This is a genomic window from Novosphingobium jiangmenense, assembly GCF_015694345.1.
GTDB lineage: Bacteria > Pseudomonadota > Alphaproteobacteria > Sphingomonadales > Sphingomonadaceae > Novosphingobium > Novosphingobium jiangmenense.
Window position 1 is genome coordinate 34,734 of the sequence record NZ_JADQDC010000002.1, and the last position, 21,524, is coordinate 56,257.

14 protein-coding genes are annotated in these 21,524 nt (G+C 63.9%); 10 read left to right on the forward strand and 4 right to left on the reverse strand.

All coding sequences use genetic code 11. The features are described 5' to 3' along the window. Positions 1–2 precede the first annotated feature (2 nt). From I2488_RS02775 to I2488_RS02795, 5 genes are all read left to right on the forward strand, one after another. The gene (locus I2488_RS02775; protein WP_196274303.1) at positions 3–1,010 is read left to right on the forward strand and encodes a zinc-binding dehydrogenase; all 1,008 of its coding nucleotides are present in this window, start codon (positions 3–5) and stop codon (positions 1,008–1,010) included. 26 nt (positions 1,011–1,036) lie between these two features. Beyond that, positions 1,037–1,879 carry an SDR family NAD(P)-dependent oxidoreductase gene (locus tag I2488_RS02780; protein WP_196274304.1) on the forward strand — a complete coding sequence of 281 codons (843 nt, stop codon included), beginning with the start codon at positions 1,037–1,039 and terminating at the stop codon, positions 1,877–1,879. Between the two features lie 180 nt (positions 1,880–2,059). After that, a complete protein-coding gene (locus tag I2488_RS02785) occupies positions 2,060–3,382 on the forward strand; it encodes an MFS transporter (protein ID WP_196274305.1) in 1,323 nt (440 codons plus the stop codon). Further along, positions 3,382–5,481 carry an alpha-galactosidase gene (locus tag I2488_RS02790; RefSeq protein ID WP_196274306.1) on the forward strand — a complete coding sequence of 700 codons (2,100 nt, stop codon included), beginning with the start codon at positions 3,382–3,384 and terminating at the stop codon, positions 5,479–5,481. The genes I2488_RS02785 and I2488_RS02790 overlap by 1 nt, the downstream gene beginning before the upstream one ends. A 22-nt stretch (positions 5,482–5,503) precedes the next feature. Further along, a complete protein-coding gene (locus I2488_RS02795; protein ID WP_196274307.1) occupies positions 5,504–6,637 on the forward strand; it encodes a glycoside hydrolase family 68 protein in 1,134 nt (377 codons plus the stop codon). A 3-nt stretch (positions 6,638–6,640) separates the two neighbouring features. On the opposite strand, the gene I2488_RS02800 is transcribed toward I2488_RS02795, so the two are convergent. Further along, positions 6,641–7,660, reverse strand: coding sequence for a LacI family DNA-binding transcriptional regulator (locus tag I2488_RS02800; protein WP_196274308.1), 1,020 nt, complete (start codon positions 7,658–7,660; stop codon positions 6,641–6,643). Between the two features lie 266 nt (positions 7,661–7,926). Between I2488_RS02800 and I2488_RS02805 the strand changes: the two genes are divergently transcribed. From I2488_RS02805 to I2488_RS02820, 4 genes are all read left to right on the forward strand, one after another. Continuing rightward, positions 7,927–10,437, forward strand: a complete 2,511-nt coding sequence (locus I2488_RS02805) for a TonB-dependent receptor (protein ID WP_196274309.1) — start codon at positions 7,927–7,929, stop codon at positions 10,435–10,437. Positions 10,438–10,600: 163 nt separating this feature from the next. After that, the gene (locus tag I2488_RS02810; protein ID WP_214652184.1) at positions 10,601–12,103 is read left to right on the forward strand and encodes a tryptophan halogenase family protein; all 1,503 of its coding nucleotides are present in this window, start codon (positions 10,601–10,603) and stop codon (positions 12,101–12,103) included. Continuing rightward, complete coding sequence (locus I2488_RS02815; protein ID WP_196274310.1) at positions 12,100–13,470, forward strand: putative 2OG-Fe(II) oxygenase; 1,371 nt, start codon at positions 12,100–12,102, stop codon at positions 13,468–13,470. The genes I2488_RS02810 and I2488_RS02815 overlap by 4 nt, the downstream gene beginning before the upstream one ends. A gap of 1 nt (position 13,471) precedes the next feature. Continuing rightward, complete coding sequence (locus I2488_RS02820; RefSeq protein ID WP_196274311.1) at positions 13,472–14,797, forward strand: glycoside hydrolase family 32 protein; 1,326 nt, start codon at positions 13,472–13,474, stop codon at positions 14,795–14,797. Here the strand turns inward: I2488_RS02820 and I2488_RS02825 are convergent. The 3 genes from I2488_RS02825 to I2488_RS02835 form a co-directional block, all read right to left on the reverse strand. Next, positions 14,776–15,675, reverse strand: coding sequence for an ROK family protein (locus I2488_RS02825; protein WP_196274312.1), 900 nt, complete (start codon positions 15,673–15,675; stop codon positions 14,776–14,778). The two genes, I2488_RS02820 and I2488_RS02825, sit on opposite strands and share 22 nt — an antisense overlap. Next, positions 15,672–17,177, reverse strand: a complete 1,506-nt coding sequence (locus I2488_RS02830; RefSeq protein ID WP_196274313.1) for an MFS transporter — start codon at positions 17,175–17,177, stop codon at positions 15,672–15,674. The genes I2488_RS02825 and I2488_RS02830 overlap by 4 nt, the downstream gene beginning before the upstream one ends. Positions 17,178–17,338: 161 nt before the next feature. After that, positions 17,339–18,373, reverse strand: coding sequence for a LacI family DNA-binding transcriptional regulator (locus I2488_RS02835; RefSeq protein WP_196274314.1), 1,035 nt, complete (start codon positions 18,371–18,373; stop codon positions 17,339–17,341). A gap of 353 nt (positions 18,374–18,726) precedes the next feature. On the opposite strand from I2488_RS02835, the gene I2488_RS02840 reads away from it, so the two are divergent. Then, a complete protein-coding gene (locus tag I2488_RS02840) occupies positions 18,727–21,447 on the forward strand; it encodes a TonB-dependent receptor (protein WP_196274315.1) in 2,721 nt (906 codons plus the stop codon). Positions 21,448–21,524 lie beyond the last annotated feature (77 nt).

Sequence of the window (21,524 nt, forward strand, 5' to 3'; positions counted from 1 at the left end):
CCATGCGCGCCGCCGTGATGCAGGGCCTGCACCAGCCCTTGGCCGTCGAGACCATCGCCGATCCCACGCCGGGTGAGGGCGACGTAATCGTCAAGGTTGGCCGTTGCGGCATCTGCGGCTCCGACCTGCACATGACCGAGGACCCGGCCTACGGGCAGGGCGCAGGCTCCATCCTCGGCCACGAGTTCGCCGGTGAAGTCGTCGCACTCGGCAAGGGCGTCGAGGGCCTCAGGACCGGCGATCTCGTCTCGGTCGTCCCCCTGCAGAGCTGCGGCCAGTGCCACTACTGCCGCACGGGCGAAGTCCAGTGGTGCGAGAAGTTCGGCCTCCAGGGCGGCGGCTATGCCGAATACGCGCTGACCAGGCCCAACCAGTGCGTCCGCCTCCCCAAGAGCGCCAGCCTTGCCGATGGTGCCATCGTCGAACCACTCGCCGTCGCCCTCCACGGCGTTGCCCTCAGCCGGATGAAGATCGGCGACAAGGTCCTTGTCCTCGGAGCCGGCCCCATCGGCCTCGCCGTCGCCTTCTGGGCGCGCCGCTACGGGGCAGGGCGCGTGGTCGTGCAGGACCTCGCCGAATGGCAACGCGATCGCGCCTTGCAAATGGGTGCGCACGATTTCGTCGTCGATCCCGCCGACCCCATCGGCAGCGCCGAACGCGCGCTTGGCGGCAAGGCCGACGTAGTGTTCGAATGCGTCGGCGTTCCCGGCCTGATCGCGCAAGCCGTCGATCAGGTGCGCAACGATGGCACGATCGTCCTGCTCGGCCTTTGCACCCGGCCCGACACCTTCAACAGCTTCGCCATGCTGTCAAAGCAGGTCCGGTTGATCACCTCTGCCTTCTTTACCCGGCAGGAATACGAAGCTGCCCTTGATGCGCTTGACCGCGGCGCTGTCGAACCGCGTCTGCTGGTAACCGACACGATTTCGCTCGATGCAACGCCCAATGTGTTCGAGAGCCTGCGCAAGCGCACGCACCAGTGCAAGGTACTGATAAACCCGGCTGAATGATCGACCGGGACAGTGGGAGAAGACCTATGGCGATCACATCCTTTGCCGGCCGCAATGCCTTCGTTACGGGCGGAGCTTCAGGCATCGGTCTGGGGATTGCCAAGGCTCTGGCCAAACGCGATGCCTTCGTCATCATCGCCGACCTGCGCCCCGACCATATCGGCAAGGCCCTCAAGGCGATGACGGCCGAGGGCCTTGGCGAAAGCGTGATCGCCATGGAGCTCGATGTCACCGATCGCGCCGCCTATGCCGATGCCGCCCGGCGGCTTGATGACGAACTTGGGGGCGTCGACATCCTCGTCAACAACGCCGGGGTCGGTGTTGAAGGACCGGTGCTGGAGGCGACTTACGCAGACTGGGACTTCGGTCTCGGCGTCAATCTCGGGGGCGTGGTCAACGGTCTCCAGTCGATCCTTCCACAGATGATCGCGCACGGACGCGGCGGTCATGTCGTGAACACGGCGTCCCTCGCCGCCTCGGTGGTAATGCCCGGCCATCTGGCTATCTATGCCGCTGGCAAGGCCGCGGTGCTCAACCTGTCCGAGAACATGCGGGCGGACCTTGCCGCAAAGGGCATCGGTTGCAGCGTCTTGTGCCCCGGCTTCGTGCGGTCGAACATCCACGAGGCTGCCCGAAATCGTCCCGCGCACTTGCGTGAGGGCAGTGGTTTCGTCGCATCGGAACAGGCGCTTGCCAAGCGAGTGGTTGGCAACGACTGGATGGACCCCGATCTGGTCGGAGAGATGGTTGCCGACGCCATTGTCGCGAACGAACTCTACGTCATCACGCATGGGCAGTTCGCGAACAGGATGCGCGAGCGAGCAGAAGCAGTGTTATCAACCACCCCGCCAAGCGCGATCCAGTTCTGAGGACTAGCCGCACTCTGGCGTGATGGCCTTCTCGCCACCTTATGCAATCGATTGTTGTCTTTCTTATCCGCATGTGACATGATCGCTCCAACGGGTCGCTAAACCCGATGGGAGAGTTCGCGCATGCAAGTTGCAAGCAGTATCCGCAGACCGCATCTGCCGCTGGCGCGGATATTGGAAATGAATCTCGGCTTCCTTGGCCTGCAGTTCAGCTTCGGTCTGCAGCAGGGCAACATGGGCCCGATCTACAGCTACCTCGGTGCTGACGAATCCCAGCTCCCCATGCTCCAGCTTGCAGGCCCGATTACCGGGCTGCTGGTGCAGCCAATCATCGGCGCGATGAGCGATCGCACTGCCAGCAAGTGGGGGCGTCGCACGCCGTACTTCCTGATCGGTGCGGTACTGTGCTGCCTCGGCCTGTTCTTCATGCCGCTGTCGAGCTCGATACTAATGGCGATGTCGCTGCTGTGGATCCTTGATGCCGGCAACAACATCACAATGGAGCCCTATCGCGCCTATGTCTCGGATCGCCTGAACCCGGACCAGCGTCAGGCCGGGTTCCTCTCGCAGAGCGCGTTCACCGGTCTGGCCCAGATGCTCGCGTTCCTCACGCCCTCACTGCTCGTCGGCTTCGGCATGAACCAGGATTGGGTCGACAGCCACGGCATACCTTACACCGTGCGCATCGTCTTCATGATCGGCGCGGTGCTTTCGATGACCACGATCCTGTGGTCCGTTCTCCGGGTCCCCGAACTGCCCCTGACGGACGAGGAAGTGGCCCACATCAAGGCCCAGCCCAAGGGCGTGGCGGCCACCCTGCGCGAGATCGGCGAGGCCATTGCCGATATGCCGGTAGCCATGCGCAAGCTCGGGCTGATGAGCCTGTTCCAGTGGGTCGGCATGTCAGGGTACTGGACCTACGCCGTCTATTCGATCAGCCGCACGGTCTATGGCACGGCAGACGTTCACAGCAGCGCGTTCCACACCGCCGTCCTGACCAACGGCGAAGTCGCGGCTTTCTATAACGCCATCTCGTTCGTCACCGCCTTTGCCATGGTGCCGCTGGTCAAGCGTATCGGGCCGGGGCCGCTCCATGCGCTGTGCCTTTTTGCAGGCGGCGTGGGCATGTTCCTCCTGCCCAACGTCACGGACAAGGCGCTGCTCTTCCTGCCCGCGATCGGCATCGGCCTCGCCTGGGGCAGCATCATGGGCAACCCTTACGCGATCCTCACCAATTCGATCCCGCCGCAGCGCACCGGCGTCTACATGGGGATCTTCAATATGATGATCGTCATCCCGATGCTGCTTTTCGCCGTGGTGATGAGCCGGCTTGACCTCGGCTTCGTTTCCATCGGCTTCGATGCCTACAAGCTCGCGCTTGGCGGCGATCCGCGCAACATGCTGATGTTCTGCGGGGTTTCGCTGGCGCTTGCCGGGTTCTCGGTCCTGTGGGTCCGCGAAGGCCGCGTCAGCGCGATGCCACAGGCAGCTCTGGCCGCGTGATGACGGGCTCGATTGCATTGCACGCGGGCGCCGGCTCGCTGGTCTGGGATGTCCGGGAAGATGGGTCCCCGGTCTGGCGGCATTGCGGCCCGACGGTTCATGTGGACAATCTGCCGCCGCTGTCTGCAAGCCGCGCGCCCGCCTCCTACTCGCTCGATCAGGATGTGCCGTTGAGTGTGGCCCCTGTATCCCGTCTGGGCTGGTTTGGCCCCGAGGTCCTGCGTGCGAGCCGGGCAGGGATGCCCCTGACCGTCGGCTTTGCAGCGACAAGTGTTTCGCAAACCAGCAGCGCTATCACTTTCCTGCACCGGGACGAAATTTCGGGCCTCGAACTGGAGCAGGTGTTCGAGGTGGTCGGCACGGCATACGTATGCCGAAGCACCGTGCGCAACATCGGCTCGGAAGCCTTCACCGTGGATTGGCTGGCCAGTGCGCTCTTGCCCGTTCCTGCCGCTGCGCGCGAGATCATCTCGTGGCGCGGCCGGCACAATGCCGAGCTTGTCGAATGCTGCGAGCCGATGCCGCAACAGGCGTGGGTGCGGGAAGTCCGTCGCGGCATTTCGGGCCATGGTGGACCGGGCGGGGCCTACCTGCTGGATGAAGGCGCAACCTTCCACGCAGGAGTGGTCCGCGCGCTGCAACTGGCGTGGACTGGTGACAATCGGATCGCGATCGAGCGCGACGATGAAGGCTTCTGGACGATCAGCGCAGGCGCATTGCTGCAACCGGGTGAGGTCGTGATCGGTCCGGGCGAAATCTGGACTGCGCCTGACGCCATCTTCACGGTCTCGGCCTCGGGGCGGAACGGTGCGGCAGCGGCATTTCACGAAGCGGTGCGCAAGCGCCTGCAGTGGCCCGGCGGCAAGATGCGCCCGCGTCCGGTGCATCTCAATTCCTGGGAAGCCTGCTACTTCGACCATGACGAGGACCGCATCGTCGCGCTCGCCGAAGCTGCGGCCTCGGTCGGGGTCGAGCGCTTCATTCTCGACGATGGTTGGTTCCGCAACCGTGACGACGACACCGCAGGTCTTGGCGACTGGACGCCGGATCCGCGCAAGTATCCTAACGGCCTCAAGCCGCTGGCCGATCGCGTCAACGCGCTGGGCATGGAATTCGGCCTGTGGGTCGAGCCGGAGATGATCAACCCGGACAGTGACCTTTACCGCGCCCATCCGGATTGGGTGCTGGCGTCAGAGGGAAGGGCAAGGCCGACGGCGCGCAACCAGCTCGTGTTGGACATGCGGCGCGAGGACGTTCGTGATTATCTTTTCGAATGTCTCGACACCCTCCTGACCGAGCTTCCGATCACCTACCTCAAGTGGGACCACAACCGCGATCTCGCGCCCGCCGGAGGTGCCGCTCAGCTTCGCGGAGTCTATGCTCTGCTCGCGAGAGTTCGCTCTTCGCACCCGAGAGTTGAGGTAGAGTCCTGTGCCGGTGGCGGTGGTCGCAATGACGCCGGAATGGCCGACTTCTGCCATCGGTACTGGACCAGCGACAACATCGACGCCGTCAGTCGGATCGGCATACAGCGCGGATTTCTCTCGTTTTTGCCGCCTGAGGTGATGGGCTCGCACATCGCGGCAAGTCCGGCGCATGCTACCGGTCGCCGCCATTCGCTCGCGTTTCGCGCTGCCATGGCCATGACCGGCCATCTCGGCGTCGAAATGGACCCGCGCACGCTTTCCGATGCCGATCATGCCGAGCTTTCCGACTGGATTTTCTTTCACAAACAATGGCGTGACCTGCTCCACGAAGGCCGGGTCTGGCTGGGCCAAGGCGCCGACCAAATGCTGTGGCAAGCCCAGGGACGCGATGACGAATTGCTGCTCTTCGTCATCCGCGCAGAGCCTCCTGCAGACCGCCGCCCGCAGCCGCTGCCGCTCCCTTTCGTCGGCTTTTCAGGCACTTGGGAGGTGCAGTTGCTTCGCATTGCCGGAGGCGAGGGCGGCCATGCCGCACACAGCGCGCCACTGTTTGACGCGATGAAATCCGCTCCGCAGGTCTTCGATGCCGCGTGGCTCGCCCATGCCGGCCTGCCCTCGCCCCCCGCAAAGGCCGAGACGGTCACCATCTTCCACATGCGCAAGCGCGCCTGATATTCATCCCAGAAAGTTCGAAATGTCTCAGATTTCCGCGGTAGTTCAGTCCCTTGGTCCGTTCGGCGCAAGCCGTTGGGAGCCGACCGGCTATGGCAATCCGCCCTGCATTCCCCTGATCGGCAAGGAAGATGTCGTCCGCCTGTTCGAGCACCTCGATCTGTGGGACTGCTGGCCCCTGGCGCATGAGGACGGCCGGACGGTAGAGCACCTCGGCCGCAACTGGTGGTTCTTCCTGTCCTCGCCCGTCTTCGCCGACCCGGTCGAGCGCCATGGCCACGCCCGTATCCGCTTGATTTCATTCGGTGACGACGGTTGGACTGACCACGGCAACGCCTTTCCTGACGGGCTGAATCCGGGCAGTCGCGAGTGGGCCGGATCAGCCGTCCTGATGGACGACGGCGTGACCGTGCAGCACTTCTTCACCGCCGCCGGACGGCGTGACGAGCCGACCCAGACTTTCGAGCAGAGGCTCTTCGTGAGCGAAGGCCGCCTTGGGGCTTCCGGGCCCGGCGATTGGCAGCCCCCCTGCGAGATCGTTGTGGCAGACGGGGAAAGGTACGTGCTCGATCGGCAGGACAGCGGCGCGCCCGGGCAGATCAAGGGGTTCCGCGATCCCGCCTGGCTGCGCGATCCCGCGACCGGCAAGGCACACATCCTGTTTACCGGCAGCGCCGCGTGGTCTGACGATCCTTTCAACGGCAATATCGGCATCGCGACGCTGAACAACGGGACTTGGAATCTAGGCGATCCGCTGATCGATGCTGTCGGCGTCAATAACGAGCTCGAGCGCCCGCACGTGATCGTCCGCGACGGCAGATACTACCTGTTCTGGTCCACCCAAACGCACACGTTTTCCCCCGCGGCGGTTGCGGGACCGAACGGACTCTACGGCATGGTCGCCGACAGCATGGCCGGCCCATGGCGGCCGATCAACGGAACCAGCCTTGTCGCCGCGAATCCCGCCGACGAGTTGAAGCAGTCCTACAGCTGGTGGGTAACCGGCGAAGGCGTCGCGTGGAGCTTCGTCGATTACTGGGGAATGGAAGGGCGTACCGTCGCCGACCATCCCGAATTGCTGCGCAGCAATTTCGGCGGAACGCCCGCCCCGCGCTTCACGCTCAAGTTCGATGGTGATCGCGTCACAATAGCCTGAGCTTCAGGCGCTTTCGCGCTGGACGAGCTCCGGTTGCATGATGGTCGAGGGAGCGTCCTCTCCGGCGATGCGGCGGCGTAGCGAGTCCACCATGGCGCGCGCGCCGGCAGCAATGTCCTGCTTCACCGTGGTAAGCTGCGGGACCATGCGGGTGGCGAGCGGCAGATCGTCGAAACCCGTAACCGCGACTTGCTCAGGCACTGCAAAGCCGCGTTCGTGCAATATGCGGATCGTCGTCATCGCTATCATGTCCGAGGCGCAGACAATGCCGTCGACGGCATCGCCAACGGCATCGAGATGGCCGGCAATCTGGCTGGCCATTTCATCGCTGGCCAGATGCGTCGGGAAAGTCGCCAGACTGACATCCGCCAAGCCCGCCGTTGCCTGTTCCACCCCGCGCTGACGCTCGGCAATCTCGGGGCCGTGCGTGTCGCCGAAGAAGGCAAGCCGCTTCGCTCCGCGCGCCAGCAGCCGCCTTGCCGCCAGAGCGCCGCCGGCAGCATTGTCGACTCCGACAGTGCATTGCTTCTGGCCTGCGCGGTGGCTGCCCCAGACGACGAGCGGGCGATAATGCTCGGCAACCCGTTCGATCACCTCGAACTGGTCCGACTGGCCGATCACCAGAGCACCATCGAGCATGCCGGAATCGACGATGCGATCGAGCCATTCCTCGTCACCGGGGATGACCCTCGACAGCATGAGGTCGTGTCCGCTCTCGGTCAGTTCGTCGGCGAGGTAGCCGAACAGGGTCATGAAGAACGGGTCGGAAATGTGCTGGCGTCGCTCATGGCCGAGCGGAATGACGACACCGATGACGCCAGTCTGCTGCGTGCGCAGCCGGCGCGCCATCTGGTTCGGGCGAAAGCCGTGTTCGCGGGCGAGTGCCTGGATCCGCTCGCGGGTTTCCTTGTTGACCAGAGATTTGTCGGCGAGTGCGCGGGAAACGGTGCCCGCCGAAACTCCGGCGATCCTTGCCAGTTCAGCAATGTTCTTGATCTTTACGGGCTTTTTTACGTCGTCCATGAAGTTCGCATGTCCTGCACAAGCGCTTCTGCGCGCGATCTTGCGCAACGCCCCAAGCCCGATTGATGCGATGTTATCGCCGCGCATGTCAATCATGTTGCTTTGGCCAGGACCTGTCGGGAAGGGGTAGGTGTTGCGCATCGGGCACAGTTCAGGGAAACACTGCAATCGATTGCTAATTGGTGTTGCAAACGATTGTAGTGACGTCTAGCGAGACGGTGACTGATTCCTGCAGCTGCTGCAGGAGCTTCTTGGTGGGAGGAAATATGAAGCTTACGCCCCTTTACGCCTGTGCATCGCTCGTCGCGCTTTCCGGCGCGATGGTTGCCATGCCTGCCGCAGCGCAGGACGCAGCCCAGGCCGATGCTGCAGAGACCGCGCCCGAATCCGTTGGTCTCGATGCGATCGTCGTTACCGCATCGGGTCGCGACAAGACCCAGTTGAACAGCGCCGTCTCGGTCAGCGCGATCTCGGCCGAAACCATCCAGGCGATCCGCCCGACCTCGGAAGCCGAAGTCTTCCGCGCCATCCCGGGTATCCAGGTGGCCGGTACCGCCGGCCCCGGTGGTAACTCGAACATCGCCGTGCGCGGTTTGCCCGTAGCCACCGGCGGTTCGCCGTTCGTCCAGATCCAGGAAGATGGCCTGCCCACCGTCCTGTTCGGCGACATCCAGTTCGGCAACAACGACTACTGGACCCGCTTCGACGGTTCGGTGCAGAACATCGAAGGCGTGCGCGGCGGCTCGGCCGGCACCTTCGCCTCGCAGGCACCTGGCGCCGTCATCAACTACATCAGCCACACCGGCAAGCAGGAAGGTGGCTTCGTCTCGATCAACCGTGGTCTCGGCTACGACGAGACCCGCGCCGATTTCCGCTATGGCGGCCCGATCAACGACACCATGTACTTCCACGTCGGCGGTTTCGTGAAGACCGGCCGTGGCCCGCTCAAGGCCGACTATACCGTGTCGGACTCGTTCCAGGTCAAGGGCAACCTGACCAAGGAATTCAATGAAGGCCGCGGCTACTTCCGCCTGCTGTTCAAGGTTGCTGACACGCAGGAGCCGAACTACACCGGTGCCCCCGCGCTCGCCACCATCACCGGCAAGAAGGTCACGAACATCCGCCCCTATCCGGGCTTCGATGGTCGCGATTCCTCGAACTACTCGATCTACAACCAGGACTTCCTGATCTACAATCGCGAGGGCAACCTCGAGCGCGTCAAGATGGACGGCATCACCACCAAGGCGCAGTCCTTCGGTAGCCAGTTCCACTATGATTTCGATGGTGGCATCACCGTCGATAACAACATGCGCTACACCAACATGAGCGGTGCGTTCGCCTCGCCGTTCCTGAACACTGCACTGACTTCTTCGGTTCTGGGTTCGACGGTCAACGGCAGCACCGTTGCCGCGATCCGTTATGCCAGCGGTCCCAAGGCCGGGCAGCTGTTCACCGACCGCTACCTCGACAACAACGTCAATGTCCGCACCAACATCCGCGACATCGGCAGCTTCGCCAACGACCTGACGGTGGCTGGCAAGTTCGACGTTGCCTCGGGCAAGCTGACCACCCGCGCCGGTCTGTTCTACATGAACCAGAAGATCGCGATGGACTGGCACGTCAACAAGTCGCTGCGCGAACTGAACGGCAACAATCCCTCGCAGCTCGACCTGTTCGACAGCGCCGGCAACAAGCTGACGCAGGCCGGTACCTCGGGCTACAACAACAACTGGGGCAGCTGCTGCTCGCGCGATTATGACCTCTCGTACGCCAACACCGCGCCGTACCTCTCGCTGGATTTCGACCACGACCAGTTCGGCGTCGACGGTTCGGTCCGCTTCGAGCGCATCAAGTCGACCGGCTACGCCATTGGTGGCGGCAGCGAGTTCCCGGTCAACAGCGGTGGCGTGACCATCCCGGCGATCACCGCCGACGGCGTTCGCGAGAACCTGAACTACACGCGCAGCTACACCTCGTGGACTGTCGGTGCGCTTTTCAAGGCGACCTCGAACCTGACGATCTTCGCCCGCACCTCGCGCGGTGGCCGCTTCAACAGCGACCGCCAGACCCTGGGCGGCAAGATCCGCAACGATGGTGCCTTGTGCCGTGCAAGCGACATCGGCAGCAACGGTTGTACTGCTGACGGCGTGACGCCTTCGGTGGACTTCGTCACCCAGCACGAACTCGGCATCAAGAGCCGCGGCGATCTGCTCGGTGGCCAGTTCACCATGGAAATGACGCTGCTCAAGGGCAACTTCAAGCAGTCGACCTACGAGCTTTCGGCAACGCGTTGCCCCGGTGGTTCGGGCGGTTGCGTGATCGACGCCAAGTTCAAGTCGACCGGCGCGGAGTTCTTCGCGACCTACCGCAACGGTGGCTTCAGCTTCGTCGGCAACGCCACCTACTCGAAGGCCAAGCGCCAGACGGCGGGTGCTACCACCTACTCGCGTTCGCCGAACCTGCCTGATCTGATCTACACCGCTTCGGCCAACTACGACTTCGGCGATCTCGTCACGGTCGGCCTGGCGATGACCGGCCAGACCAGCGCGATCGACGATGGCGGTTTCGAATATCCGGGCAAGGCTATCTTCAACCCGTCGCTCCGCGTCTATCCGGTGAAGAACCTCGAACTGGGCCTGCAGGTCTACAACGTGTTCGACACCTTCGATCTGCGTGGCAACGGCGGTATCGCCGATGCGTCGGTCAACCCGACCGTGATCGGCGGCGCACCGGCGCTCGGCCGCACCGTGTCGGCTTCGGTCCGCTACAACTTCTGATGCTGGCGGGAGGAGGACCAGACACCTCCTCACGACAAATTCGGGTCGCATCAGGGAGGGGCGGGGCGCACATGCGTCTCGCCCTTCCGTTCCAATATCGCCGCAAGAGCGGTAGGGAAGAAGGGACGCCAGAGAGAGGCATGACTTGCATGAGCACCGAGGGATGAACGATCTTGGCCTGATGATCCGCTCCATCGCCGTGATCGGCGGGGGCACCGCTGGCTGGATGACCGCCGCAGCATTGGCGCAGGCGTTGCGGCACAATTGCAGCATCACACTGGTCGAATCCGATGAGATCGGCACCGTCGGCGTTGGCGAGGCAACCATTCCGCCGATCCGCACCTTCAACGAAACGCTGCAGATCGACGAGCGTGAATTCGTCCGCAAGACCAAGGGTTCGTTCAAGCTCGGCATCGAATTCGTCGACTGGGGCAGCCTCGGCAACAGCTACTTCCACCCTTTCGGTCCGCATGGCCGCGCTTTCGACATCGTCAACCTGCATCACTACTGGCTGCGCGCGCGCGAAGCAGGGGATACGGCGCCGCTCGACGAACATTCGATGGCTTGGGCGCTGGCAAAGGAAAACCGCTTTGCGCCGCCGATGCCGGATCAGCGCAACGTACTGTCCACCTTCGACTACGCCTATCATTTCGATGCGGGGCTCTATGCACGGTTCCTGCGTGAGTACTCCGAGGCCAAGGGCGTCACCCGCATCGAAGGCAAGGTCGCAAGTGTCGAGCAGCATGCCGAAACGGGCTTCGTTACGGGCGTCACGCTGGAAGACGGTCGCAAAGTCGAGGCCGAACTCTTCGTGGATTGCTCGGGCTTTCGCGGCCTCCTGATCGAAGGCGCGCTCAAGGCCGGGTACGAGGATTGGACGCATTGGTTGCCCTGCGATCGCGCCATGGCGGTGCCTTGCGAGAACGCTTATCCGCTGACGCCCTACACCCGTTCGACCGCGCGCGAAGCAGGCTGGCAGTGGCGCATTCCGCTGCAGCACCGCACTGGCAACGGCTATGTCTTCTGCAGTCAGTTCCTGTCCGAGGACGAGGCAGCGGAAAAGCTCCTGTCGCGCCTCGATGGCAAGCCGCTCGCCGATCCGCGTCCGCTGCGGTTCGTGACTGGGCGGCGCAAGTCCTTCTGGGAAAAGAACGTCGTCGCGGTGGGCCTGTCGAGCGGGTTCATGGAGCCGCTCGAATCCACCTCCATTCACCTGATCCAGGCGGGCATTTCGAAGCTGCTGGCGCTGTTTCCGGACCGCACCTTCGATCCGATCGTGATCGAGGAATACAACCGCATTGCGGTCAGTGAGTACGAACGCATCCGCGACTTCCTGATCCTGCACTACAAACTCACCACGCGCGACGACAGCGAACTGTGGCGCTACTGCGCGGCGATGGACGTGCCCGATACGCTCCACACCAAGATCGAGCATTTCCGCCGCTACGGTCGCCTGGTGCAGCGCGATGCTGACCTGTTCGGCGCGCCGTCATGGCTCGCGGTGCACATCGGGCAAGGCAACATCCCGGAACGCACCGATCCGCTGGCGGACTATCGCGCCATCGACGGTCGTGAATGGCTCGCCAAGCTGCGCGCGGCCATGCACCACGCGGCGCTGCAGCAGCCGACGCACGAGCAGTTCATCAAGGCCAACTGCGCCGCATGAGCGATCTGCAGGTCCTGTTGCAGCGCGCCATCGCCTTTCGCGAGCGGCAGGACCTGGGCGGTGCGCTCGATGCCATCCTGCTCGCTGCGAAGGCAGCGCCGGACGATGCGAACGTGGCGCTGGGTCTGGCCCAGATTTCCTTCGAGGCCGGGCTGGATGCTGCAGATCTCTATGCTGCTGCACAGCGTCTGCAACCGGCTCGGATCGACTTGCAGCGCAGCCGCGCGACTGCGCTGGCTGCCGAGGGACGGCACGGGGAAGGGGAGGCGCTGCTCGAGGCCGTGTTGGCGCAGCATCCCGCGTGGATAGAGGGTCATCGTTGTCTTTGCGGGATGCGCGCAACTTCGGGCGACAGCGACTTCGCCCGCAGCTTCCCGCTCGCCATCGAGCGCGATCCTGCCAACTTCGGCTTGCGCATGGCGTGGTTCCACGTCCTCGCAACCGCTCGGCAGTGGGATGAGGCAAGAACCGTCATTGCCGATGCCGAAGCAGCGCTGGGCGAACGTCAGCCTTCGCTGCTTGGCAAGCTGTTCATCGCCAGCGAGAGCGGCGAGGCGGCAGACGACGCTGCGCTGTTCGATGGTGTCGAGGGAGTTGAGGACGTCGGCCTCGACCTCGCCCGCGTCCGCCATTTCCTGCGCAGCGGGCAGTTGGAACGCGCGCGCGACGTTTGCCTGAAGCATCTCGGCAAACCGGCCATGCGGGCGTTCTGGTCCTACCTCTCGCTCAGCTGGCGCATGCTTGGGGATGCTCGCGTGGACTGGCTCGATGCCGGGATGCGCGATGTCAGGATCTTCGACCTGGACTTCACCGCTCCGGAACTCGCGCAACTGGCCAGGACCCTGCGCACGCTCCACACCATGCATGAGCCGTGGCACGAGCAGTCGGTGCGCGGCGGCACCCAGACCGAGCGCCCCCTGCTGCTGCGCATCGACCCGGTAATCGCCTCGGTACGCTCCAAGATCGAGGCTGCGGTCTCGAAGTACATCGCCGAATTGCCACCCTTCGACGCCGCGCATTCCCTGCTGGCGGCCCCGCGCGGACGGTTCCTTTTCGCGGGCAGTTGGTCCGTGCGGCTGCGTCCCGGCGGTTATCACGCCACGCATACCCATCCGATGGGTTGGATCAGCTCGGCACTCTATGTCACGGTGCCCGACGAGGCGGACCTCGGTCCCGCGCCCTCGGGCCATCTTCAGTTCGGCAATCCGCCCCCCGAACTCGCGCTTCCGCTCGAACCCTACGGCGCGGTCGAACCCAAACCCGGTCGTCTAGCGCTGTTCCCGTCGACGATGTGGCACGGCACGTTCCCCTTCACCGACGGGGAGCGCATGACGATCGCTTTCGACATTATCCCCGCAAAGGCCTGACATGCACCCCCGCTACCACTACGCCCCCGCCGCCAACTGGTTGAGCGATCCCAACGGCCTCGTCTGGCAGGACGGGGAATGGCACATGTTCTACCAGTACAACCCGTTCGGGGAGGAGTGGGGGCACATGTCGTGGGGCCACGCCGTCAGCCCCGATCTGGCGACCTGGCAGGAATTGCCGGTCGCTCTGGCCGAGGAAGATCAGACCATGATCTTCTCAGGCTCCGCCGTCATCGACCACGCCAACAGCGCCGGGTTCGGCGCAGATGCGATGGTCGCCATCTACACCGGCGCCCGCACCGATCGCCTCCACCAGTTCCAGTGCCTCGCCGCCAGCACCGACCACGGCCGCACCTTCGCGAAGTTTGCGGGCAACCCCGTGCTTGACCGAAAGATGGCCGACTTTCGCGATCCCAGCGTCTTCTGGCATGAGCCGACGCGCCGCTGGATCATGGTTGTCGTGCTGTCAGACGAGAACCGCGCGCTCCTCTACAGCTCCCCCGATCTCAAGAGCTGGTCCGAGATGTCGGAGATACCTCGCGACGGCGCTCCCGGCCACCTGTGGGAATGTCCGTTCCTCGTCGAGTTACCGATCGAGGGCAGTCAGGAAACGCGGTGGCTGTTCAAGGTCGACGTGCTCTCAGGCGCGCCTGGTTCGGGCGCGCTCTATCGCGTCGGCACATTCGATGGCGTGCGCTTCATGCCAGAAACAGGATGGCAAGTGGCCGATCATGGCGACGAGTTCTACGCTGCGATTGGCTGGACCGAACCGCGCGATCGCATGGATCGGCCGACCTGGATCGGGTGGATGGGCAATCATGCCGTGCAGAAGCATCTGCCGCCGCAGGGCTGGCGCGGTGCAATGAGCCTGCCCCGGCGTCTCTCGCTACGTCCGGACAGTGGCGGCTTTCGCCTTGTCCAGACCGTCGAGCCGTCGTGCCGGACCCTGTTCGCGAATGCCGAGACGATCACGGCAGACGAGGGCTGCCAGCCGCTTGCTTCCGCAGCACTCCTCGGCCTTCCGGGAAATTCGGAATGGAGTCTTGCTCTGTCTGACGATGCAGGCCGCAGGCTCGCATGCACGCTTGCGCAAGGCACGCTGACGGTCGAGCGGACCGATCCCGTGACCCCGCAACTCGACAAGCGTTGCGCGATGCGGCTGACCGAAGATGCCCCAGTCGAGATATGGCTCGACACGGGCAGCATCGAAGTCATTGCCGGACGCGGGGCGGATTGCCTCACGTTGCAGCATCGCCTTGCCGGAGAGGCCTGGGCCCTGCGCGGCAAGGGCGAAGTTGCGGTCCGCTATCTTGCTGCCAGGGCCTGACGGCCAAGCTCGATCGCGCCGGTGATCCCGGCGTCGTCGCCAAGGCCCGGCGTGACGATGTAGCCTTCGAGTCCTTCGTCCAGACGCGGATGCTGGACATAGCCATTGAGTTTGGCGGCAGTGGCCTTGCGCACCATCTCCACCAGTCCCGGAGCCTTCATCACGCCGCCGCCGAAGATCAGCCGGTCCGGCATGTGCAGCAGCACCAACGTGCTGGCCAGGTGCGCGATGTAATCGGCGACGATGCCGGTTTCGGTCGGGCCAAGCTTGTCGAGACTGGTGCCCCAGCGGCGCTCGATGGCCGGCCCGCAGGCCAGACCTTCCAGGCAATCGCCGTGATAGGGACAGATGCCTGCAAACGGATCCCGCGCAGCGTCTCGCGGCGGCATGATATGGCCGCTTTCAAAGTGGGATATCCCCATCAGCGAACGCCCATCGCGCACGACACCTGTGCCGATCCCCGTGCCTATGGTCGTGTATGCAACCGTGCGGCAGCCTTGCCCGGCGCCGGCCATCCACTCGCCGATCGCAGCGCCATTCACGTCGGTATCGACCTTGATCGGGGCGTCGAAGCCGGCCAGCACGTCATGAAAGCGCGCGCCTGACCAGCCCGGCTTGGGCGTGGTGGTGAACGTGCCATACGCCGCCGAGGCCGGGTCGATGTCGATCGGGCCGAAGCTTGCCACGCCGAATGCGGCGATTGGCCCATGCTCGGCAGCGGCCTGTTCGAAGAACGCCTGCATGGCGGGCCATGTCTCGACCGGAGTTTGTGTCGGCATGCGCGTACGGGCGAGGATTTCGCCATCCTGCGTTGCCAGTGCCAGCACGAACTTCGTACCACCAGCTTCCACCGCGCCGATCAGTCCTTGTTTGCTCATTCGCCAGAAGCCCTTGCGTTTTCCTTTACCAGCATCATTGCTGCTGCCGCCGAAGCCATCATCAGTGCCGCCACCAGCATCGTCCAGCGCGGTTCGCCGGGAAAGAAGCTGCGCATCACGCCGCCCATGAGGGTGGCCACCACCAGCTGCGGTATCACCACGAAGAAGTTGAATATGCCGATATAGATCCCGAACTTGCGGGGCGGCAGGACGCGCGTGAGGATCACATAGGGCATCGATAGCACCGAGGCCCAGGCGATGCCCATCCCGACCATCGGAAGCAGCAGCAGGCCGGGATCGCGGATTACGAGCAATCCGACGAAGCCTGAGGCGCCGCACAACAGCGCAACCGCGTGGGTGGCCGCATTGCCGATCCTTCGAGCCATGACCGGAAGAAGGAATGCAGCGATCGCGGCGATGCCGTTGTAGAAGGCAAACATCACGCCGACCCAGTCGGCACCCGCATTGAATGCAGCGCTGGTGGCGTCAGTTGCACCAAAGGCTTGGGCAGTCACCACCGGGGTCGTGTAGATCCAGACGATGAAAAAGCCGATCCAGGTGAAGAACTGGGCAAACGCAAGCTGGCGCATCTGCACGGGCATCTGCGCGAGATCGCTCACGATATGAGCCAGTGCACCCTTTGCCGACGTGGCGCGAACCCCGATCTGCATGGCGCCGAACACGACCAGGCCACCGCCGAGCACATAGAGTTGCTTGTCGAGCGCCAGATAGGCGACGAGAGCGAGAAGTACTGTCCCTGCCGCGATCCAGAAGGGTCCGCTCCGTGGATAGACAAGGGGTTCATGCTGCGCGGCATGAGCCTCTTCGGCGGCGCCTTCGAAAGCGGCCATCTGCTCGGGTGAGTACTCGCGCACGCGCAGCACAGTCCACCCGACGCTCAGAACCATGGCCGCAGCGCCGAGATAGAAGCTGTAGCGGACCGAAGGAGGGATCACGCCTTCCGCAGCGGTGTTGGCTATCCCGAGCCAGTTGAACAGGGCCGGGGCGAGACTGCCCAGCACAGCCCCTGCACCGATGAAGCAGGTCTGGAAGGCGAAGGCCTGCGCTCGCTGATCATCAGGCGTCATGTCTCCGGCAAAGGCGCGGAACGGCTCCATCGCCACGTTGAGCGATGCATCGAGCAGCCACAGGAACGCCGCCGCCAGCAGCAGCAGGCCGGTATTGGGAAGTCCGACAAGCGCAAGTGCGGCAAGCACCGCGCCTGCCAGAAAGTATGGCCGGCGCCTTCCCAGTCTGCCCCACGTCCGGTCCGAGTGGTAGCCGATCAAGGGTTGCACGATGAGGCCAGTCACCGGACCCGCGATCCACAGGAACGCCAGATCGTCCACCGAACTGCCCAGCGACTGGAAGATGCGGCTGACATTGGCGTTCTGCAGCGCAAAGGCGAGCTGGATGCCGAAATAGCCGAAGCCGATGTTCCACAGGCCCCAGAAGCTCTGCCGTGGTTTTTCAGCGATGCGGGCGGCGGTCGGTGCAGTCATCGTCTCTCCGTGATGGCGAACGGTTTCGCGCATGGGACGTCTGCCGCGCCCTTGGATCGAATTCAGGCCCGTCAAGTGATCCAGGCAGCGCGAAGTCGCAGAATCCGCCGCTCGCTGCAATCGATGCGCATACGAATACCAAACAAATGCACGTTGCGGAATCAGCCGCCGCTGCTGGCCCGCACGACCAGCCGGGCGGGGAGGACGCGCGGATTGGGCGGCCGTCCTTCCACCTGCGCCAGCACGCATTCCACCAGCGCTTCGCCCGCCAGCCTGATATCCTGCATGATCGTGGTCAATGGCGGGGAGGTGAATGCTGCGGCAGGAATGTCGTCAAATCCGACGACGGCAACGTCGCCCGGGACGGACAATCCAGCTTCGGCCAGAGCGCGCATTGCGCCGATGGCGATGAGGTCGCTGGCGGCGAAGATGGCATCGAAGGCGTTCCCTCGCGCGATCAGTTCGCGCGCGGCGCGGTAGCCGACTTCCTCTGAGGATACTGCATCGACAACCAGCGCCGGATCGGGTTGCAGGCCTGCGGTCGCAATGGCCTTGGCCAGACCTGCGTAGCGCTGCTCGAATTCAGGGTAGTGGGAATCGGCCTGCCCGAGGAACGCGATGCGCTTGCGCCCGCGCGCCAGCAGGTGTTCGCCTGCGAGCCGTCCGGCACCGAAGTTGTCGGAGCCAACTGTGGCGCCGATCGTTCCTTCATCGACCGATCCCCAGCGCACGAAATGGGTGCCCGATCTGATCAACTGGCGCAGGCGCGGCTCGTACGCGGTGTAGTCGCCATAACCGAGCAGGATCAGCCCATCGGCGCGGTGGCTGTCCTGATAGCGCTTGTGCCAGTCGTCATCGAGCTTCTGGAACGAGATCAGCAGGTCCAGCCCGCGATTGGCGCAATGGCGCGTGATCGAGCCGAGCATGGCAAGGAAAAACGGGTTGATGTTGGATTCGTCGGGCGTCGGGTCCTCGAAGAACAGCAGCGCCAGCGTGTTCGAGCGCTGCGAGCGCAGTGACGACGCATTCTTGTCGACGGTGTAGTTCAGCTGCCGCGCAATCGCCTCGATCTTCTGGCGGGTGGCGAGGCTGACCGATTTGCTGCCACGCAGCGCACGGCTCACCGTCGGCTGCGAAACGCCGGCGAGGTAGGCAATGTCGAAACTGGTTGGTTTATTGGAAGGCCTGCGCCCCATGTCCCCATCACTCCCACCGCCCGGTGTGGTCCCGTGGTCGGTCTCGCCGGAGTGTATGCGTGATGCGCGGCTCATGCAATGGCACCGCTCGGCCGTTGCCGTGAGCAGACCTGTTGCCCCGTGTTTTCAGGCCTTTGCTGCAGGTGCGGACCGTTGCCGGAAAGCATCATCTGAAACCAATCTCGGCCCGGTGATACGCATAGTATACGTATGCCATATTCGTCATTCTTCATCGCCCCTTTAAACCGAAATGGAGCGGAAGGCCGGGATCAGCGGCAACCGCCGGAGTCGATCGAGCTTTTCGCACAAGGTTCAGGGCCGGAACGATCCGGCTTGGGGGAGTGAGTTTCAACATGGCAATTCGCACATTATCCGCTGCTGCGGGCGTATCGCTCGCCGCCATCACGGTCGCCCTCGCGGCAACCCCGGCCATGGCGCAGGACGCGGCAGCGGCACAGGATCAGGCCCAGGCAACCGAAGCCGCACCCGAAGGCCAGGAGCAGGCCATCGTCGTGACCGGCTTCCGCGCCGCGCTCGCAACGGCGGTCAACGTCAAGAAGACCTCGCCGGTCATCGTGGAATCGGTTTCCGCCGAAGACATCGGCCGTCTGCCCGATGCCTCGATCGGTGAATCGATCGCCCGCCTGCCGGGTCTCACCACGCAGCGCCTGTTCGGTCGCGCCAACTCCATCGCCATTCGCGGTTCGAGCGCCGACCTGTCCTCGACCACGCTGAACGGTCGCCCGCAGACTTCGACCGGCGAGCAGCGCAACGTCGAGTTCGACCAGTTCCCCTCGGAAATCGTCAGCCGCGTCGACGTCTACAAGACGCCGCAAGCCAACTTGGTCCACCAAGGTCTTGTCGGCACCGTCGACATCAAGACGATCCGTCCGCTCGAGTTCGGCAAGGGCCTGCTCTCGTTCGGCGGTCGCGGCACTTATGCCGATCTCGGCAAGGTCAACAAGGACAGCAACGAGTTCGGTTACCGCGCAACGGCAACCTATGTCGGCCAGTTCATGGAAGACCGCCTCGGCGTCGCGCTTTCGGCTGCCTACACCGACGAGCCCTATCAGGCGCAGGAGTTCGAAGCCTGGGGCTATGCCGACGGTCCGAACAGCACCAAGATCATCGGCGGCATGAAGCCGTTCGGCGTTTCGACCCAGCTCAAGCGCCTCGGCATCCAGGGTACCGTGCAGTTCAAGCCGGTCGACGAACTGACGCTGACGGTTGACGGCTTCTACGGCAACTTCAAGGACAAGCAGATCAAGCGCGGGATCGAATTCCCGCTCGCCTGGAGCGGTGCGCAACTGTCGCCCACCGGCATCGAGACTTCGGGCAACCTGATCACCAAGGGCACGTTCTCGGGCGTCGAAGCCGTCGTCAACAATCACGGTTACGAGCGCAATTCGGACATCTTCTCGGGCGGCTTCAACGCGGCCTGGGCCGGTGAAGATGGCTGGTCGGCCTCGTTCGACTTCGGTTACTCGAAGACCGACCGCAACGAACTCAGCCTAGAAACCAACGCCGGTACCGGCCCCGGCGGTGGCGTCGGTGCCACCGACACCCTGACCTTCGTCAGCGGCCCGACCGGCACAAGCTTCACCAGCCACGTTCTCGACTACGGCAACTACAACACCATCGTCCTCACCGATCCGCTCGGTTGGGGTGGCGGTGCGCCGAAGGGGTCGCAGGAAGGCTACTACAACGACCGCATCATTGATGACGAGATCAAGAGCTTCCAGGTCGAAGTCGGCAAGGAACTCGAAGACAGCTTCCTCTCGAAGGTTACTGTCGGCACGGCTTATGTCGATCGCACCAAGGCCAAGACTCCGGAAGAGTACTTCCTCAACCTCGCTGGCGGCGCGAAGTCTCTGGTGGTGCCCGAGCAGTACCGCACCGGCGCTACCGACCTCTCCTTCATCGGCGCGGGTCCGATCATCGGCTACGATCCGTTCCGCATGGTCGAGGACGGCGTCTACGTGAAGACGCTCAACGCCTCGAAGGACGTTCCGGCCAAGGCCTACTCGGTCACCGAGCGCGTGATGTCGATCTACCTGAAGGGCGATCTCAAGGCGACGTTTGGCGACGTCGAGATGGACGGCAACATCGGCGTCCTCGCGCAGAACACCGAGCAGAAGTCACGCGGCTTCGTGAACCTCGCCGCCGCATCGCTGGTGCCGACCGTTCGCGGCGCCCGCTACTGGGACATCCTGCCGAGCCTCAACCTCAACTTCCGTATTCCGGGTGACTGGGTTGTCCGCTTCGCCGCGGCCCGCGAAATCCAGCGTCCGCGCTTCGAGGACATGAAGGTCAGCCTCGACTACAGCTACAACGTCAACAGCGGCGTGATCACCGGCAACGGCGGCAACCCGCAGTTGCGCCCGTACCGCGCCTGGGCGGCGGACCTGAACATCGAGAAGTACTTCGGTCGCAAGGGCTACATCGGCCTGCAGATGTTCTACAAGAAGCTGGACAACTACATCTACAAGGATGTCGTCCCCTACGACTACACGGGCCTGCCGATCGTCGCGCCCGTTCCGATCACCAACTACGTCGGCACGATCAACACGGCGGTCAATGGCACCGGCGGCAAGCTCTACGGTGTCGAACTAGCCGGCACCCTGCCGTTCGAGGTCATCACCCCGGCGCTCGAAGGGTTCGGCTTCACCGGCGGCCTTGGCTACACCAAGACCTCGATCAAGCCGGGTCCGAACGCCAATGCGATGGACCTGCCGGACTATTCGCGCTGGGTTGCCTCGGGCACGCTGTTCTTCGAGAAGGCCGGCTTCAACGCTCGCGTCTCGGCCCGTCACCGCTCGTCGTTCCAGGGCATCTTCGTCGGCTTCGGCGGTGAGCGTGAACTGCGCCGCGCGCTGAAGGAAACCATCGTCGACGCCCAGGTCGGCTATGACTTCAAGGACACGAGCCCGCTGCACGGCCTGTCGCTGTTCGTCCAGGGCCAGAACCTGACCGACGAGCCGTTCGTCTCGGTGGACAACGGAGCCCCGCTCCAGATCCGCAACTACCAGACCTATGGCCGCCGCTTCATGGCCGGGTTCAACTACAAGTTCTGATCCCTCCGGAGGGGGCGGCCTCATCCCGCCCCCTCCACCCTTCCGGGGGAAGAGAGACGTTGCCATAACGTGCCCGC